The organism is Avrilella dinanensis (genome assembly GCF_002807015.1).
In the GTDB taxonomy this organism is placed as follows: Bacteria; Bacteroidota; Bacteroidia; order Flavobacteriales; family Flavobacteriaceae; genus Flavobacterium; species Flavobacterium dinanensis.
Genome location: NZ_NIPO01000001.1, coordinates 1271421 through 1287446, shown reverse-complemented (window position 1 = coordinate 1287446; position 16026 = coordinate 1271421). Strand labels below are relative to the sequence as shown.

General features: G+C 37.6%; 16 protein-coding genes and 1 rRNA gene. 2 read left to right on the top strand and 15 right to left on the bottom strand.

What is annotated here, in order from left to right; all coding sequences use genetic code 11:
• The first annotated feature begins 91 nt into the window (after nt 1-91).
• Complete coding sequence (lpdA, locus tag CDL10_RS06135; RefSeq protein WP_100677709.1) at nt 92-1495, top strand: dihydrolipoyl dehydrogenase; 1404 nt, start codon at nt 92-94, stop codon at nt 1493-1495.
• A 79-nt stretch (nt 1496-1574) separates the two neighbouring features.
• Here the strand turns inward: lpdA and CDL10_RS06130 are convergent, their stop codons facing one another.
• A complete protein-coding gene (locus CDL10_RS06130) occupies nt 1575-2414 on the bottom strand; it encodes a 1,4-dihydroxy-2-naphthoyl-CoA synthase (RefSeq protein ID WP_100678667.1) in 840 nt (279 codons plus the stop codon).
• Between the two features lie 132 nt (nt 2415-2546).
• Between CDL10_RS06130 and CDL10_RS06125 the strand changes: the two genes are divergently transcribed.
• On the top strand, nt 2547-3725 hold the full coding sequence (locus tag CDL10_RS06125) for a serine hydrolase domain-containing protein (RefSeq protein ID WP_243389300.1): 1179 nt from the start codon (nt 2547-2549) through the stop codon (nt 3723-3725).
• 73 nt (nt 3726-3798) lie between these two features.
• Here CDL10_RS06125 and ligA read toward each other — a convergent pair whose 3' ends face one another.
• From ligA to kynU, 14 genes are all read right to left on the bottom strand, one after another.
• A complete protein-coding gene (gene ligA / locus CDL10_RS06120) occupies nt 3799-5799 on the bottom strand; it encodes an NAD-dependent DNA ligase LigA (RefSeq protein ID WP_100677708.1) in 2001 nt (666 codons plus the stop codon).
• On the bottom strand, nt 5796-6275 hold the full coding sequence (locus CDL10_RS06115; RefSeq protein ID WP_100677707.1) for a DUF6495 family protein: 480 nt from the start codon (nt 6273-6275) through the stop codon (nt 5796-5798). Before CDL10_RS06115 ends, ligA begins: the two co-directional genes overlap by 4 nt.
• Before the next feature lie 108 nt (nt 6276-6383).
• On the bottom strand, nt 6384-6827 hold the full coding sequence (gene rplI, locus CDL10_RS06110) for a 50S ribosomal protein L9 (RefSeq protein WP_100677706.1): 444 nt from the start codon (nt 6825-6827) through the stop codon (nt 6384-6386).
• Nucleotides 6828-6897: 70 nt separating this feature from the next.
• The gene (gene rpsR, locus CDL10_RS06105) at nt 6898-7197 is read right to left on the bottom strand and encodes a 30S ribosomal protein S18 (RefSeq protein ID WP_207760161.1); all 300 of its coding nucleotides are present in this window, start codon (nt 7195-7197) and stop codon (nt 6898-6900) included.
• Nucleotides 7197-7538, bottom strand: coding sequence for a 30S ribosomal protein S6 (gene rpsF / locus CDL10_RS06100; RefSeq protein ID WP_100677704.1), 342 nt, complete (start codon nt 7536-7538; stop codon nt 7197-7199). The genes rpsR and rpsF overlap by 1 nt, the downstream gene beginning before the upstream one ends.
• Nucleotides 7539-7614: 76 nt before the next feature.
• Entirely contained in the window at nt 7615-7824 is a 210-nt protein-coding gene (locus CDL10_RS06095; RefSeq protein WP_100677703.1) for a helix-turn-helix domain-containing protein, read from the bottom strand.
• 3 nt (nt 7825-7827) lie between these two features.
• Complete coding sequence (locus CDL10_RS06090) at nt 7828-8364, bottom strand: DUF2975 domain-containing protein (RefSeq protein WP_100677702.1); 537 nt, start codon at nt 8362-8364, stop codon at nt 7828-7830.
• A gap of 2 nt (nt 8365-8366) precedes the next feature.
• Complete coding sequence (locus tag CDL10_RS06085; RefSeq protein ID WP_133119460.1) at nt 8367-8891, bottom strand: DUF2975 domain-containing protein; 525 nt, start codon at nt 8889-8891, stop codon at nt 8367-8369.
• Nucleotides 8892-8902: 11 nt separating this feature from the next.
• A complete protein-coding gene (locus tag CDL10_RS06080; protein WP_100677700.1) occupies nt 8903-9415 on the bottom strand; it encodes a DUF2975 domain-containing protein in 513 nt (170 codons plus the stop codon).
• 133 nt (nt 9416-9548) lie between these two features.
• Nucleotides 9549-11573, bottom strand: a complete 2025-nt coding sequence (locus CDL10_RS06075; protein WP_100677699.1) for a M4 family metallopeptidase — start codon at nt 11571-11573, stop codon at nt 9549-9551.
• A gap of 16 nt (nt 11574-11589) precedes the next feature.
• The gene (gene map, locus CDL10_RS06070) at nt 11590-12414 is read right to left on the bottom strand and encodes a type I methionyl aminopeptidase (RefSeq protein ID WP_100677698.1); all 825 of its coding nucleotides are present in this window, start codon (nt 12412-12414) and stop codon (nt 11590-11592) included.
• A gap of 8 nt (nt 12415-12422) precedes the next feature.
• Nucleotides 12423-13766: an FAD-dependent oxidoreductase gene (locus CDL10_RS06065; protein ID WP_100677697.1), complete on the bottom strand. Its 1344-nt coding sequence runs from the start codon at nt 13764-13766 to the stop codon at nt 12423-12425.
• A 349-nt stretch (nt 13767-14115) separates the two neighbouring features.
• Nucleotides 14116-14227 (bottom strand): 5S ribosomal RNA (gene rrf, locus CDL10_RS06060).
• A 303-nt stretch (nt 14228-14530) separates the two neighbouring features.
• Nucleotides 14531-15811: a kynureninase gene (gene kynU, locus CDL10_RS06055; RefSeq protein ID WP_100677696.1), complete on the bottom strand. Its 1281-nt coding sequence runs from the start codon at nt 15809-15811 to the stop codon at nt 14531-14533.
• Between the last annotated feature and the right edge of the window lie 215 nt (nt 15812-16026).

Sequence of the window (16026 nt, the reverse complement as noted above, 5' to 3'; positions counted from 1 at the left end):
CGGACTAATTTTGAGAGATTTATTTAGGTGTTTGCCTGTAAAATTAATAAATTTGCGTTCTGTATTTGTATAATCAAACATAAAAATATCTATGGACACTTTTGATGTTGCCATTATAGGCTCAGGTCCCGGCGGATATGTTGCCGCCATTCGTTGTGCTCAGTTGGGCATGAAAACAGCTATTATCGAGAAATATTCAACTCTTGGAGGAACTTGCCTTAATGTAGGCTGTATTCCTTCCAAAGCCTTGCTGGCATCTTCACACCATGTGGAAGAATTGGAAAAATTTGCCGAGCACGGTATCCAAATCGCCGGAGATGTTAAGGTTGATTTACAAAAAATGATTGAACGCAAACAATCTGTGGTTGACCAAACTTGTGCCGGTGTGAAGTTTTTGATGGACAAAAACCAAATTACTGTTTTTGAAGGTTTGGGTTCTTTTGAATCGGCTACACAAATCAAAATTACTAAAAATGATGGCAGCTCAGAAACTATCGAAGCGAAAAACACCATTATAGCAACCGGTTCAAAACCATCAAACCTGCCATTTATTACTTTAGACAAAGAAAGAGTCATCACTTCAACCGAAGCCTTAGAACTCAAAGAAGTGCCTAAACATCTTATCATCATCGGTGGCGGTGTTATCGGATTGGAGTTAGGACAAGTATATTTGCGTTTGGGAGCGAATGTTTCTGTGGTGGAATATGCCGACAGAATTCTTCCGACTATGGACGGAGCAGTTTCCAAAGAATTAACCAAAGTGTTGAAAAAACAAGGAATGAAATTCTACGTTTCACACAAAGTACAAAAAGCTGAGCGTCAAGGAGATTCAGTATTGGTTGAAGCTGAAAATAAAAAAGGAGAAATAGAAAAAATCGAAGGCGATTATGCTTTGGTTGCTGTCGGGCGTCGTCCGTACACCGACGGACTTCAAGCTGACAAAGCCGGAGTGAAAATCAATGATAGAGGGCAAGTAGAAGTAAATGAGCATTTGCAAACTTCTGCATCAAACATTTACGCTATCGGAGATGTTGTCAAAGGTGCGATGTTGGCTCACAAAGCATCAGAAGAAGGAATTATGGTAGCTGAAATCATTGCCGGTCAAAAACCACATATTGACTATAATCTTATCCCGGGCGTGGTATATACGTGGCCGGAAGTTGCCGCAGTAGGTAAAACCGAAGAGCAACTCAAAGCTGACGGTGTGGAATACAAAGCGGGGCAGTTCCCGTTCAGAGCATTAGGAAGAGCTCGTGCAAGTGATGACACCAACGGATTTGTAAAAATATTAGCTGATGCCAAAACAGATGAGATTTTGGGCGTACACATGGTAGGTGCCAGAGTCGCTGATTTGATTGCTGAGGCTGTTGTAGCTATGGAATTCAGAGCGTCGGCTGAAGATATCGCAAGAACTTCACACGCCCACCCAACTTTTGCAGAAGCCGTCATGGAAGCTGCTTTAGACGCTACCGAAAAAAGAGCTTTACACGTGTAAAAATATTGTAATTCAAAACTAAAAAAGCTGTTTGAAAATTTTCAAACAGCTTTTTTCATTATCTCAAAATCAGCCAATTTTACGGAATATATTTTTTATCAAAATTAGGTTTTCTTTTTTCCAGAAAAGCATTACGCCCTTCAATGGCTTCATCAGACATATAAGCCAATCGGGTTGCCTCGCCGGCAAAAACCTGTTGCCCCACCATACCATCATCAGTTAGATTCATCGCAAATTTCAACATTTTGATAGAAATCGGCGATTTTTCCAAAATCTCCAATGCCCACTGATAAGCTGTACTTTCCAGTTCGTCATGCGGAATCACAGCATTGACCATTCCCATTTCATAGGCATCTTGTGCTGAATAATTTCTTCCCAGAAAAAATATTTCTCTTGCCTTTTTCTGTCCGACCATTTTTGCCAGATAGGCAGAACCGTATCCGCCGTCGAAACTGGTTACATCTGCATCAGTTTGTTTGAATATAGCGTGCTCCTTACTTGCCAAAGTTAAATCACAAACGACATGCAACGAATGTCCTCCGCCGACTGCCCAACCCGGCACAACAGCAATAACAACTTTTGGCGTAAAACGGATTAACCGTTGTACTTCCAGAATATTCAAACGATGATAGCCATCTTCGCCGACATATCCCTGATAACCTCTTGTTTTTTGGTCGCCTCCACTACAAAAAGAATATACGCCATCTTTAGGCGAAGGTCCTTCTGCGGACAATAATATCACGCCAATAGATGTATCTTCGTGTGCATCAGAAAAAGCTCTGAGTAATTCGGCCGTTGTTTTCGGGCGAAAAGCATTTCGAACCTCGGGTCTGTTAAAAGCAATCCGGGCTACTCCACCACATTTTTTATAAGTAATATCATCAAATTCTATGGCGGTTTGCCAATTAATTGTTTCCATATATTTTTGATTTCTTTTTGTGTAAATATACGCCAATATCAGCATCTTTAAAATTTTACTAAGTAAAAATTAACACATTTGAACCTTAATAAAATTTGACAATTTGGTAACAAGCTTCGTATATTTGTTAGCATGATGAGAAAAAGTAATCTAATCCATATTACCGTAGTCGGTTTATCATTTTTATTGCCGACTTCTTGTGCTAAGGACGCACAGGCTCAAACCAGCATACACCTGCTTGAAAAAAAGCCCTTTGAAGTACCTTGCTCTACACTGACTCCCGAATATTTAATCGAGAAAAAAGCGGCTATCGACACCTATTTTCATTCATATATTAATAAAGGTAATTTTTCCGGCGGTTTTCTGGTTGCCAAAAACGGACAGATTATTTATGAAGACTATCAGGGTTACAGCAATTACGAAGACAAAAAGGAAATTGACAAGAACACGCCTATTCACGTGGCTTCAGTCGGAAAAACCCTGACTGCTATGAGCATTTTAAGATTAGTAGATTCAGGAAAACTGCAATTAGACCAAAAAGTCAATACTATTTTACCGAGTTTCCCTTACAAGGATATTACTGTCAGAATGCTGCTCAATCATCGTTCGGGCATTCCTTATTACGGCTATTTTACAGAGAAAAAAGGTGTTTGGGACAGAACTAAAACGATTTATAACGACGATGTTCTACATTTATTAGGCAGCAAAAACATCAAACTGGAATTTACGCCTGATACCCGTTTCCAATACTCTAATACCAATTATGTTATACTCGCCTCGATTGTAGAAAAAATTACTGAAAAATCTTTTCAGATGGCATTGAGAGAACTTATTCTTAATCCGTTGGGCATGCGTCATACTTTCGTGATGGACGATTTATCTAAAAAAGAGAAAGTTACGCAGTCGTATTACATCAACAACAAACGTATGCACTGGAATTATCTCGACGGAACGTATGGCGACAAAAATATTTACACCACTCCACGGGATATGGTTAAATTTGACCTGGCAATGTATTCCGATGATTTTTTGAGTAAAGATTTGAAAAAAGAAATTTTTAAAGGATATAGCTACGAAAGACCGGGACAAAATAATTACGGTTTAGGTTTTCGGCTTATTGAACCCAAAGATGACGGCGACCAGTACACCTTCCATAATGGTTGGTGGCGTGGCAACAGAACTTCTTATGTCACGGTTCGACAAGATACTGTGGCGATAATCTGTTTTGCCAACAACAACTCTACAAGTGCTTACAAAACAAAAGGTTTAGCCAAAGAATTTGGCAATTTCCCTTTTATTGAATCAGAATAATAGTATTGAAATATCCAAAAACAACCCTAAGATGAAGTTCATCTTAGGGTTGTTTTTTTTTTCACAAAAAAATCTAATCAGACAAATTCCGGATAAACTCTTCTTCGCTCCAGATAGGAATTCCCAATTTGTTGGCTTTTTCGAGTTTGGCAGGTCCCATATCGGCTCCGGCAACTACTACCGACGTTTTTCCGGTAATAGAACTTCCGTTTTTACCGCCGTAATCTTCTATTCTCCGTTTGATTTCATCACGTGAAAAATGTTCAAATTTACCCGAAACAACTAGAATCATTCCGGTAAATTTGTCAGAAACCTGTGTGCTTTCTTTTTCTTCCATTTCAAACTGTAAACCGTATGACTTTAATCTTTGAATCAATTCCAAATTGTTGTCATTGGCAAAAAAGGCAAGAATACTCAACGCTATTTTATCCCCGATTTCATCTACCTGAATCAGCGTATCATAATCTGCCATTATCAATGCTTCAATATTTTTAAAATGTTGAGCTATTTTTTTCGCAACGGTTTCGCCTACATAACGGATTCCTAAGGCAAACAATACCCGTTCAAACGGAATATTTTTCGACTGTTCGATTCCATTTATCAAGTTGTCCGCAGATTTTTCTGCCATTCTTTCGAGTGGTAAAATCTGTTCTTTTCTCAACTCATACAAATCTGCATAATCATTAACCAAGCCGTTCTTATATAACAAAGTAACCGTTTCGCCGCCCAAGCCTTCAATATCCATAGCTTTGCGGGAAATAAAATGCTCTATCCGACCGATGATTTGTGGCGGACAACCGTAGAAATTCGGGCAGTAATGTTGTGCTTCGCCTTCGGCTCTTACCAAGCTTGTACCACACTCGGGGCAAGTTTGGATATAGATAACCGGTTGGGAATCCCCCGGCCTGTTTTCGGTATCTACGCCAACAATTTTCGGAATGATTTCTCCTCCTTTTTCAACCATTACATGGTCGCCAACGCGTACGTCCAGCTTTTCAATTTGGTCGGCATTATGCAAAGATGCTCTCTTAACAATCGTACCTGCCAATTCCACCGGTTCGAGATTCGCAACAGGCGTAATCGCCCCTGTCCTTCCTACTTGATAATCAATGCTATTCAAGGTCGTTACCGCTTGTTCAGCCTTAAATTTATAGGCAATCGCCCAACGAGGATTTTTAGCTGTATAACCCAATTCTTCCTGCTGATACAAATCGTTTACCTTGATAACTACGCCGTCTGTTTCGTAAGGCAAATCGTGGCGGGCAGTATTCCAATAATCAATATAGGCAAAAACTTCGTCCATGTTATTGAGCAATTTTGATTGCTCCGGAACCTTGAATCCGTATGCTCTCGCACTTTGCAAAGCGTTGAATTGCGTTTTGAAATGCTCATCTGCACCGACAATATTATACAAAAAACATGCTAACGGTCTTTGTGCTACTGCAGAACTATCCTGTAATTTCAAACTTCCGGACGCAGTGTTTCTCGGGTTGGAATAAGGTGTTTCGCCCCTGGCTATCAGCTCCTCGTTCATTTTCTGAAATCCGGAAAAAGGCAGGATAATTTCCCCGCGAATATGGAATTTCGGCGGATAATTTCCTTTGAGTTTTAGCGGTACCGAACGAATGGTTTTCACATTGTTCGTCACGTCATCACCCTGAAAACCGTCGCCGCGGGTTACGGCACGTTTCAGTTGTCCGTTTTCATAAGTCAGAGAAATGGAAGCTCCGTCATATTTCAGTTCACAAACAAACTGCAAAGGCACATTTCCCAGATTTTTCTGCACGCGTTTTTCCCATTCGAGCAATTCTTCTTTGGAATAGGAATTTTCGAGCGAGTACATTCGGTTTTCGTGCACGACGGTTTCAAAATTTTTGGTAATTCCGCCTCCGACTCTCTGCGTAGGCGAGTTTTCATCAAAATATTCGGGATATTGATTTTCTAATTCCTGCAACCGTTTTAATTTCTGGTCGAATTCAAAATCAGAAATACTCGGTTCGTCCAGCACATAATAACGGTAATTGTGCTCAGACAATTCTTCCCGAAGGGCTAATATTTCCTGCTGTGCGTTCATTTTTTACTGTTTAGTAAATCGTAAATTTGTGCGTATAATTCGCCCTGACTTAAAATTCCGCCTTGCTTGATAAGGTCAAACAATTCATAATTTCTGTCTTTTTCAAACTTTTTGGTTCCGGTTCGGATTTCCACTTCAGGCGTAAACATTTTTTGTCCCAGCCATTCCAATCCGGATTTATCCATGAAATCTACTTCTTCATTCAATGATTTTATCATGATTACATCAATATTTTTCTCATCAAAACGAAAAAGAAAAATATGATTTTTGGCGAAATTCTCAATGAAATTGGCATTCTGCAAAGCTCCTTCCCAAATCAAATCCGAAAAAATATCTAATTCCTGCTCGGCTACTTCGGGTTTCTCCTTTTTAAGAATTTCCCATTCGTTTTTATCTATTTGTTGCGAGGCTAAGAAATTGGCAAATTCTTCGTGTAATTCTTCAAATTGTTCTTTGGTTAATCGTTCGTATTTCATATCAAAAGTTTACTGGCTAAATTAAGTTTTTTCTTGTATATACAAAAGAAAAAACCGTTCTGTCTGAGGTCAGACAAAACGGTTTTTATGGTATTAATTGCTAAATGATTAAACTTCAGCAACTACTTCGTAAGGTAAATCAACGACTACTTCTCTGTGTAAACGAACAGTAGCGTTATATTTTCCTACTCTCTTAACGATTGAAGATAAGATAAATTTCTTATCAATGTTATGCCCGTTTGAAGACAATTTTTCAGCGATATCTGCACTGGTTACAGAACCAAATAATTTGTTTCCTGCTCCAACTTTTGCTGTAATTTTGATTTCTAATGCTTTGATTGCTTCAGCAACTTTGTTTGCATCTTCTACCAATTTTGCTTCTTTGTGAGCTCTTTGTCTCAAGTTTTCTGCCAATACTTTTTTAGCAGACGGAGTAGCTAATACAGCTAATCCTTGTGGAATAAGGTAGTTGCGACCGTAACCTGGTTTTACTGTTACGATATCGTCTTTGAACCCTAATTTTTCCACATCTTGTTTTAAGATAATTTCCATGTTGTTGTCCTTTTTTTAATTAGAAGTTAGGCAACAGAACGTCGCCAACAACTAAGTTTTATTCTGATGATTATTTTAATAAATCGCCTACGTATGGCAACAATGCCAAGTGACGAGCTCTTTTTACTGCCACAGCTACTTTTCTTTGGTATTTCAAAGATGTACCTGTCAAACGGCGAGGTAAAATTTTACCTTGTTCGTTCAGCATTTTCAATAAGAAATCAGCATCTTTGTAATCAACATACTTGATACCTGATCTTTTGAATCGGCAATATTTTTTTGCTTTGCTTGTTTCGATATTAAGCGGAGTTAAATATCTGATGTCTCCGTCTTTTTTACCTTTTGCAGATTGTTCGATACTTGACATAATTAAGCTTTTTTAGTTTTTAGTTTCTCTCTTCTTCTTTCTGCCCAAGAAACAGCGTGTTTGTCTAAAGATACTGTTAAGAAACGCATTATTCGCTCATCGCGACGGAATTCTGTTTCTAATTCTTTAATTGCACTGCCTGGTACTTGGTACTCAAACAAATGGTAAAAACCACTTTTTTTCTTTTGGATTTCGTAAGCTAATTTTTTAAGCCCCCAATCCTCTTTAGCAATCATTTTCGCTCCTCTTGCAACTAAAAAATCTTCGAATTTAGTTACTGTTTCCTTTACCTGAGTTTCAGATAAAACGGGATTCAAAATGAAAACAGTTTCGTAATTGTTCATAATGTAAAAAATTTAATTTTTATAAATTGTCTGCAAAAATAGCATTTTTGATTCAAACGGCAAAAGTATTTTGTATTTATTTATCATCAACAAATTCCAGAATATCACCGGGTTGACAGTTGAGCTCTTTGCAGATGGCTTCTAACGTAGAAAAACGAATAGCTTTTGCCTTTCCGGTTTTCAGAATAGAAAGGTTGGCAGTCGTGATACCGATTTTGTCTGCCAGCTCCTGCGACTGCATTTTGCGTTTGGCGAGCATAACATCAAGGTTTACTATAATTGCCATAAGCTAAATGGTTAATTCGTTTTCTTCTTTTTGTCTTTTTGCTTCTTTGAAAACCTGACTGAGTACCAGAAAGAAAAAACCGATAATCAGCCCGCCTAACGGTGCTTTTAATTCGGATATAATTCGTTCGGACAAATTGGTCGAACTTGTGATAACTCTTTCTGAATGTATCGTAAATAGTTTTCCTAACAAGAATACGGCAATATAACTTGCCACAAAAATAAAGCCTATTTTTTTAAAGCGGCTGATGATTTTATTGTCAAAAAACAGGCGTTTTTCAAATTGCCGTACACATAAATTAAAAAGAAAAACCGCATAGAAATACAACAAGTAAACAAGATAGGAAATGGTCAGGAAAGTTCTGAAATAAATGGTGTTGCTTTCAGCCGGAATTTCTTTGCCCATAAATTCTATCAACCACGTTTGATGGTTGGCATGCTTAAAATCGGAATAGACTAACATTCCAAAAAAGACAGATAGCACCAACATCGATGCCCATAAAAAATGTGAAAGCCAGCCAAATGTTTTTAATGTTTTCATGATTAAATGGTTAATTCGTTTTCGTTTTGCATTTCAATTCCTTTTTTAAATATCAATGCCAATAAATAAATAATCCCCGCAAAAAAAAGTATTTCACTACCTGCCCAATTTATCGGAATATTTACTCCTTGATTTAAAATCCAATTTGAAAATTCGTTAGCGATTATTGCCAGAATTCCCGTCCCGAGTGAGATATAACTGATTTTTATAAACAAACTTGCAAATTCTTTGCTAAACGGTTTCACCAAGTTGAACTTTAAAAAGAATTTTACCGCAAAATAAGCAATCAATGATTTCAGTGCCGTTAATGTAATCAATAACAACACGATAGCAATATAATACGGTTTATTGACAACATACAATTCGGATAAATCAAGTCCTAAATATAAATTCTGTGCTCCGGCTGCATTTACAAAAAGACTGATTATAAAAGAAATTAAAATTGCTCCGGCTTTCATACACAGCCCGATGAATACTATCCAAAAAAGGATATGTACTGTTTTTAAAATAATTGAATTTGTTTTCATGATTTCTATTTTTAAATTGTTAATTCGTTTTCTTCTTTTTGTATTTTGGCTATTTTAAAAACCTCACTCAATGTTATAAAGAACAAGCCTATGGCAATATTAAAAAGCATTGAATCAGAATCATAACCAGTCAAATCCAATACGAATTCCTGATTTGTATATACATGGTAAAAAAAGGAAGAAACACTTGTCAGCAAGGCAACAATAATAAACACTTTTCCGATTGTATTAAAATTTCTAATCACTTTATCGTCAAACAAAAACTTTTCAATAAATAAATCAATTGTTTTTTTCAGTAGATAAATTGCATATACATAAAGTAAATAAGCAATGCTTCCTATTGCCATAATGATTTTTGTTCCAATAGTATATTCTTCTATATCATTTCCAGAAATCGTAACAGGAATATTCCAATCTGAATTAAACAAAATTAAAGGAATCATGACTAGAAGTACCACTCCGCCCATGACCAGAAAAAACAACATAAATTGAAGAATAGCCCGAAGAATAAAAATTTTTCTCATTTTTCATAAGTTTAAATTACTTCACAAAGATAAATAAATTATCGAAAAACAATAATTATTTATTGTAAAATAGAAATAAAAAAACAGAGGTCAAATAATAACCTCTGTTTAAATTTGAAAATTACTGAAGAAACTACTTCGTAATCACTACTTTTTGCGAGTAATACGAACCATCTGCTTCAAATTTTAAGATATATACTCCAGCTGTAAGAGCACTTACATCAATGGTATTATTTCCTTTATCCAAAGTTAGCGAACTTAATACTTGCTTACCTAACACATCGTAAAGAGCCACTTCAACAGTTGAACTAATACCCGTATTTACATCTATATTCAACTGGCTGTCGGTAACCGGATTAGGGTAAACGGTAATGTTACTTTTGAACTCTTGTTTGGTAACAGAAACCGTGTTAGGACCTACGTTTACTGCATACCAAGCATTGGCAACAGCTGCTGCCTCAGCAGAATCATCTCCATACAAATCTTGAGCTGCCTGAATGGTTGCTACGCGAGCGTCCATATAAGTTGCAGTCGTTGTCATATAATTCATCAAAGCACGATAGGCAATTTTCTCTGCTTTTTGAATAGTTTGAGCTGTCACGCTATAAGAATTTCCCACATCATTTGTACCAGAACCTCCTTCACTCAACAAATAAAACCAATAATTACCGATACCGCTGTTGGTATGCACTCCACCATAATCACTTGCCTCTGTCGTACCACTCGTATCTGCCCAGAGCTCCCCTTCATAAGTATCTGGCTGTCTTTGGTCCATAAGCGGGTCAGAATAAGCATCTTTTGGATTTGCCATATTTCTCATATGTCCCGGCTCTAACAACCATATATTTTCTCCTATTTTCCAATTAGGACTTAGATTAGTGTAAAACTCAATCGCCGTACCAAACATATCTGCAAATGATTCATTCAGTGCCCCGGATTCGCCTTGATAAATCAGACCTCCGTTACCGTTGCGAGAAATAACCAAATGAGAAAACTCATGTCCGGCAACATCTAATCCTACAACAATATCCATTAAACCAGAGTACCCCATACCATACAACATATAGGGATTGTTTTCAACATCTATGGCATAAGCCCCAGCATTAAATCCAAAACCGAACACTTCGTCTGAAAAATTATAATACCCTTTTACAATACTTCCGTTGTTATCATAACTGTTACGCTGGTGAATATCTGCATAATAATCGTGAGTTTGAGCTAATCCCCAAAGTATCTCGACCGGTGCTTCAGTCGCCGCCGAGGTAAAATTAGGTGTAGCATTCGTGTAATCGTACACATCGCCTATTAACTGAGCAGTAAATGAATCTATATTATAAACATCAATCGCATTAAATACGTGAATATTTCTTCCGTTATCTTTCAAACGATATTGCCCGTTATAGCTATCCACCGTAATAGGCTGATTTCCTCGATAATAAGTTTTTCCTGTTCCTGGTGTATCAGCGTGATATATTTTATTCTCTTCAAACAATACTTTTCCAGAAACTGCATCTACATAATAATTTTTAATATCGGCAGTATTCGCGTTAATTACATAAACTTTTTTAACTACATGATGATTAATTTTTCCTTCAAACTGAATTTTACTGATAATAGTTTTTATTTTGTCAGAAACATTAATCTTTTCAGCAGTTCCTTTTTGCCCGGCAAGAACAATATTTTTCACTTCCGCATCTGAAAGCATGTTTGTTACATCAAGGTCTTCAATATTGGTAATTTGTCCGTTGATTGATTTTACCACGTTATTTTTGCTATGAACCATAACCAATTCGCCTTCAATAGGAACACCTTTATAGCTATGTTGATAAATTTGGTGTTGCATACCGATATTATCCACATAATCACGTTGTTTTTCAAAGGTATGTTCACTTTCTTTCAAACCAAAAATAGTATGAAACTCATTAGTCAATGTTTCCGGCGAAATATTGAATGCTGTCAAATCTTCCCTGAAAGTTCCTTGTTCATTCAGCGAAACAACTTTTGGCAATCGATTATCCTGTGCATTGATTTCTACGGAATTTTTGTTTAAAAAACGGGAATAGCTATTTGTATTTTCAGCGAAAGATGAAATACCCATTAACCCAAAAAAGGATAATGTTAAAAATGCTCTTGATAGGATTTGGTTGTTTTTCCTCATAATTAATTATAATGGATTATATGTTTAATTTATTCTGTCTGAACTGGTCTTCTTCGTCACTTTCGATTCCCAAAGCTTTGTAGATATAGTAAAAAGTAGATAAGATTTCCGGTTTCCCGTCTATGATTGCCACATCGTGTTCAAAGTGGGCAGAAGGTTTGCCGTCGCGGGTAACGATTGTCCAACCGTCCTTCAACTGTTTGATTTCTTTTTTACCCATATTAATCATCGGTTCAATCGCTACGGTCATTCCTTCCGCAAATTTCTTACCTCTGCCTCTGCGTCCATAATTAGGCATTTCCGGACCTTCGTGCATTTTTCGCCCGATTCCATGCCCAACCAGTTCCCGCACCACGCTGTACCCTTTTTCTTCTGCATAAGTCTGAATGGCAAATCCAACATCGCCTACCCGGTTTCCGGCTCTGAATTCATTTATCCCGACATACAAAGATTCTTTCGTGGCTTGTAATAACTTTTTGGTTTCCGGTGCTACTTCGCCAACTTTAAACGTATAGGCATGGTCGCCGTAATATTCGTGAACAATCGCTCCTAAATCTGCCGACAAAATATCGCCATCTTCCAAAGGTCGGTCGGTCGGTAATCCGTGAACAATTTGTTCGTTCACACTTGTCAGCAAAGTACACGGACAGTCATACAATCCCAAAAAGCCAGGTTTTCCGCCGTGGTCTCTGATATATTGTTCTGCCAATTGGTCTAATTTTAAAGTGGTTACGCCGGGCTTTATCTCCGAAGCAAGCATACCTAACGTTTTACTGACCAACTGTGCGGCTTCACGCATTAATTCTATTTCTTCTCTTGTTTTTATTACTATCGAACTCATTGAATTGATTAATTTTCAGTTAATTGATACATTTTTTGCATAATTTCCTCCGTATCCCATTTCTCTCTGATATTCGGAGTCGCCATGATTTCATTCATTACGTCACGCTGCATATCTCCGATAGCAAGTGCCTCGGTATATGGACGCAGACTAAAAGTGACGCGGTCATACAACGGCAACCAACGCTCGGGATAAAGAGCTGTGAACTTGGCTTCTATTTTTTTCTGAAGTAAAAACATTTCATCAGCTGTTTTGGTACTCATCTCAATAAAATTACGGAAAGATAATTCCGCAATAGCATCTCCGTTGGGTTTACGGACATTTTCATAGTTTTCAAATACCGCCTGCCAGTCGTCACCGTGTTTTTGAATTTGTCGATACATTTCGGTAATATCCTCAAAACCAGCATTCATTCCCTGACCGTAAAAAGGCACGATGGCATGAGCCGCATCGCCAAGCAAAGCAACTTTATCCTGGTAAGTCCACGGAAAACATTGGGTAGTTACCAGTGAACTGGTCGGATTTTTAAAATAATCCGTCGTTAATTCCGGAATTAAATCTTTGGTATCCGGGAAATATTCTGCAAAAAAATGAAGTAATTTTTCTTCTGTATTGATATTTTCAAAAGATATTTCTCCTTCAAAGGGCATGAACAAAGTACAGGTAAAAGAACCGTCTTCATTCGCCAGAGCAATCAGCATAAAATCACCATGAGGCCAGATATGGAAAGAGTTTTTGTCTATTTTATGCGTACCGTCGGCACTGGCAGGAATTCTCAATTCTTTATATCCCAATGGTAAAAAATACTGTGAATAATCAAACCGGTTTTGCTTCTGCATTCTGGCTCTGATTTTGGAAAAAGCTCCGTCAGCCCCGAATATTTTATCAAACGGTAATTCTTCCCAATCACCTCGTTCTGACTTACCGACAAACAAACTTGGTTCGGACAAATTCACGTCCCAGATTTTACGCTCGAACTTGAATTCAACGCCAAATTCTTCTGCAATATCTACCATAATACGATTCAATCCGCCACGTGAAATCGAATAAATACTCCCTCCGTCAACGCCATATTTTTGATGTGTCACGCTACCATCGACTTTATGAATAGCCCGCTTGTCCATCGGAATAGCAAGCTGGCGGATTCTATCGCCAATACCAATATCGTCCAACGTTTTCCAGCCTCTTGTCGATATCGCCAAATTGATTGATTTACCTGAAAACTCTATTTCTCTGATATCCTTATTTTTATCAAAAACCTGAACATGATGCCCGATTTTTTTTAAGTATATAGCCAGTAGCGTTCCCACCAAACCGGCTCCGGCAACAGCTATATTTAAACTTTTTTGCATTTTTTCAGAAAGTTAAAACTTATAAAGCCACAAAGTTAACCATTTTTGAGCATAGAATAGTTATAATATCTTTACAGATACTGTTTTAAGAAATATTTAAAGGAAATATTTACCCGGAAGAATCAGAACAAAAATTTCACGAACGAAAGAAACATGTCTAAGCAAGTAATCTTAATCTCATCACAAATAGTTATTTATCTATTTCAAAGATAAACAAAAAAGTCCTTTACATTTCTTTAAAGGACTCTTAAAACAAGGCGGCGACCCGAGTCCCGATAGTCATCGGGACGAACTGCGCCGCTCGTATAAAAAAAGAAAGCCTGTCTTTTTCAAGACAGGCTTCACTAAAACAAGGCGGCGACATACTCTCCCGCATGGTATTGCAGTACCATCTGCGCAATCGGGCTTAACTTCTCTGTTCGGAATGGGAAGAGGTGAGCCCCGATGCTATAACCACCTTAAGCTTTTCAGGCAAGAGGCATTAGCCATAAGGCATTAGCTTTTTACCCCCCATTAGCTATTGNGAAGACCTATTAAGTTCAAAATAAACCCGCATCATATCAAATTGAAAGATGCGGGTTTTATAATTTTAAAAGTAAGAGTCTGTTTAAATTTGTATTGTAAAAATGTTTATAGTTTATTTTTGAGGCAGAACAAGGCAAATTTTCAAAGGATAGCAGAGCTATCGTTTTAAAATTTAACGCAGTTATGACCAAAAAGAAGCATAAACAAATTATTAGATAATTTTAAACAGGCTCTAAAAACTACTTCATTTGTCTGATTCCTTCAGAGAGAATTTGTCCGAATTCATACATTTCTTCATAAGTGCTGTATAACGGCACAGGTGCCAACCTGATTACGGCAGGTTCACGCCAATCTACAACAATACCGTTTTTCATCAGGTAATGGAATAAATCTTTGCCTTGTCCGTGTAAAATAACGGACAGTTGCGAACCTCTTTCAGCCGGATTTTCCGGTGTGATGATTTCCAGGCGGCTTTGGGTTTCTTCGGCAACTTGCTTGATGATAAATTCCAGATAAGCTGTTAATTGATTGCGTTTGGCAGACAATTTGTCCATACCAATTTCATCAAACATTTCCACAGATGCCAGATAAGGAGCCATCGCTAATACACCTGTACATGAACTTTGCCAGCCAAATGCTCCCGAATTCGGGTCAAACTCAGGTTCCATCAAAAAGCGACGTTCTTTGTTGTGACCATACCAGCCACCGAATCTTGGCAACGATTTATCATTGTGGTGTTTTTCGTGGATAAAATATCCCGAAACACTTCCCGGTCCGGCATTCATATATTTATAACTGCACCAACAGGCGAAATCTGCTTGCCAGTTGTGCAAAGATAATTCGATGTTTCCGACGGCATGTGCCAAATCCCAGCCAACTTTTGCTCCTGTTTCGTGACCTGCTTTGGTAATCACTTGCATATCCAACACTTGCCCCGTATAATAATTGATTCCACCGATTAAAACCAATGCCAGTTCATCACCAACTTCTCTGATTTTTTCAATAATGTCTTCGTTTCTCAGGTTGTGTTCTCCTTCACGGCGTTTCACTTCCACGATAGCCTCTTTTGGGTCGAAACCGTGAAAAGCGACTTGTGTTTGCAACATATACTGGTCGCTCGGAAAAGCTTTTTCTTCACAGATGATTTTGAATCTTTTAGCAGTCGGACGATAAAATGAAACCATCATCATGTGCAGATTGACCGTTAAGGTGTTCATCACAGAAACCTCGGAAGGCAAAGCCCCGACAATTTTTGACAATGGTACGGAAAATCTTTCGTGGTAGTCCCACCAAGGTTTTTCGGCATAAAAATGACCTTCAACGCCCATGTTTGCCCAATCGTCCATTACGTCATTGATATATTTTCGGGCACGTTTTGGAAGTAATCCCAATGAATTTCCGGTAAAATAAATTACTTTTTTACCATTCAGTTGCGGAAATTCAAATTCGGATTGGTATTTGGATAATTCGTCCTGTGTGTCCAAAGATTGTGCAAATGCTCTTGTATTCTGAAAAGTCATAATTATGATTTTGATTGTGCCAAAATTAAAACAAAAGATTTAGTTACTCAATTTTTGATTTAGAAAATCGAGTGATATGTGCCGGAAATATTATTTTTTCTATGTTTATAGAATAGAATTCAGAAGAAATGATTTTCATTAGTATAATTAGACAATCTTCCGGTTACCGAATGCCGTTAGCAGTATTTAGAAAACATACAATTGTTATACAAACT

Bases quoted from the DNA above. Each gene is read 5' to 3' on its own strand.
- CDL10_RS06130 (WP_100678667.1), bottom strand. From the start codon at position 2,414: ATGGAAACAATTAATTGGCAAACCGCCATAGAATTTGATGATATTACT.
- CDL10_RS06115 (WP_100677707.1), bottom strand. From the start codon at position 6,275: ATGAAATACGAACGATTAACCAAAGAACAATTTGAAGAATTACACGAA.
- CDL10_RS06125 (WP_243389300.1), top strand. From the start codon at position 2,547: ATGATGAGAAAAAGTAATCTAATCCATATTACCGTAGTCGGTTTATCA.
- rplI (WP_100677706.1), bottom strand. From the start codon at position 6,827: ATGGAAATTATCTTAAAACAAGATGTGGAAAAATTAGGGTTCAAAGAC.
- map (WP_100677698.1), bottom strand. From the start codon at position 12,414: ATGAGTTCGATAGTAATAAAAACAAGAGAAGAAATAGAATTAATGCGT.
- CDL10_RS06090 (WP_100677702.1), bottom strand. From the start codon at position 8,364: ATGAAAACATTAAAAACATTTGGCTGGCTTTCACATTTTTTATGGGCA.
- CDL10_RS06065 (WP_100677697.1), bottom strand. From the start codon at position 13,766: ATGCAAAAAAGTTTAAATATAGCTGTTGCCGGAGCCGGTTTGGTGGGA.
- kynU (WP_100677696.1), bottom strand. From the start codon at position 15,811: ATGACTTTTCAGAATACAAGAGCATTTGCACAATCTTTGGACACACAG.
- lpdA (WP_100677709.1), top strand. From the start codon at position 92: ATGGACACTTTTGATGTTGCCATTATAGGCTCAGGTCCCGGCGGATAT.
- CDL10_RS06075 (WP_100677699.1), bottom strand. From the start codon at position 11,573: ATGAGGAAAAACAACCAAATCCTATCAAGAGCATTTTTAACATTATCC.
- ligA (WP_100677708.1), bottom strand. From the start codon at position 5,799: ATGAACGCACAGCAGGAAATATTAGCCCTTCGGGAAGAATTGTCTGAG.
- CDL10_RS06085 (WP_133119460.1), bottom strand. From the start codon at position 8,891: ATGAAAACAAATTCAATTATTTTAAAAACAGTACATATCCTTTTTTGG.
- CDL10_RS06095 (WP_100677703.1), bottom strand. From the start codon at position 7,824: ATGGCAATTATAGTAAACCTTGATGTTATGCTCGCCAAACGCAAAATG.
- rpsF (WP_100677704.1), bottom strand. From the start codon at position 7,538: ATGAACAATTACGAAACTGTTTTCATTTTGAATCCCGTTTTATCTGAA.
- CDL10_RS06080 (WP_100677700.1), bottom strand. From the start codon at position 9,415: ATGAGAAAAATTTTTATTCTTCGGGCTATTCTTCAATTTATGTTGTTT.